Here is a 797-nt window from a genome sequence, read left to right as displayed (position 1 = left end):
GCCGTGACGGTGCGCTGTTCTTCAGCTTCGAACACCGCGATGCTGTTGCCCTTGATGGTTTCCCGGCGCTCGTTGCCCACTTCCAGGCGGCTGTCATTTTCGACCTTCTGCTCCAGGTCGCGCTGGGCCCGCAGGTAGATCAGTTCCTGCCCTGCGCGGTCTTCGATCGACAGTTCGTTGTAGCCGCCACTGTGCGGTGAGCTGTGGCTGCGCAGGACGGTTTTGGTGTTGTTCGCCGGCAAGGGATAGGGCAGCGGTGTGACCTTGTTCGGCACGCAACCGGTAATCAGCGGCTGGTCGGGATCGCCTTCCAGGTAGGTCACCAGCACTTCCATGCCGATGCGCGGCACGGTCACCGCGCCAAAACCTTCGCCTGCCCAGCTGGATGCGACCCGCAGCCAGCAGCTGCTTTTGTCGCTGCCCAGTTCGGCGCGGTCCCAATGAAACTCGACCTTGACCCGTCCGTATTCATCGCAAAAGATTTCTTCCCCGGCGGGGCCAGTGACGCGGGCGGTCTGGCTGACCAGGACGGATTCTCGCGTGACCAGCGGCGGACGATAGAACACATCCCAGGGGATCGCCCTGAAGCTGTTGCGGTAACCCTGGGTGAAGCCGTCTTCGGTTGTGACGTCGCTGCTGATCGCTTCCTCCAACGCCTGCGGTTGTTTGCCTGAGTGGGTCACGCTGAGCAGCAGCCACAAGGCGTTGCAGGCTGGGCGCGGGTGTTCGGTCAGGTCGAAGAAGTGCCCGCTGCGCAGGCTGGGCTGATCGCTTTTGCCTTCAGCCAGCTGATAGTC

At 62.7% G+C, this 797-nt stretch carries 1 protein-coding gene; it reads right to left on the bottom strand.

The features are described 5' to 3' along the window. On the bottom strand, window positions 1–797 hold a 797-nt coding region (gene tssI / locus AACY52_RS28705; protein ID WP_339561125.1), incomplete at both ends, for a type VI secretion system tip protein TssI/VgrG.

This window comes from Pseudomonas sp. EA_65y_Pfl1_P113 (assembly GCF_963970525.1).
Classification (GTDB): Bacteria; Pseudomonadota; Gammaproteobacteria; order Pseudomonadales; family Pseudomonadaceae; genus Aquipseudomonas; species Aquipseudomonas tritici.
Note: the sequence above shows the minus strand (reverse complement) of the source record. Positions and strands in the feature narration are given on the sequence as shown.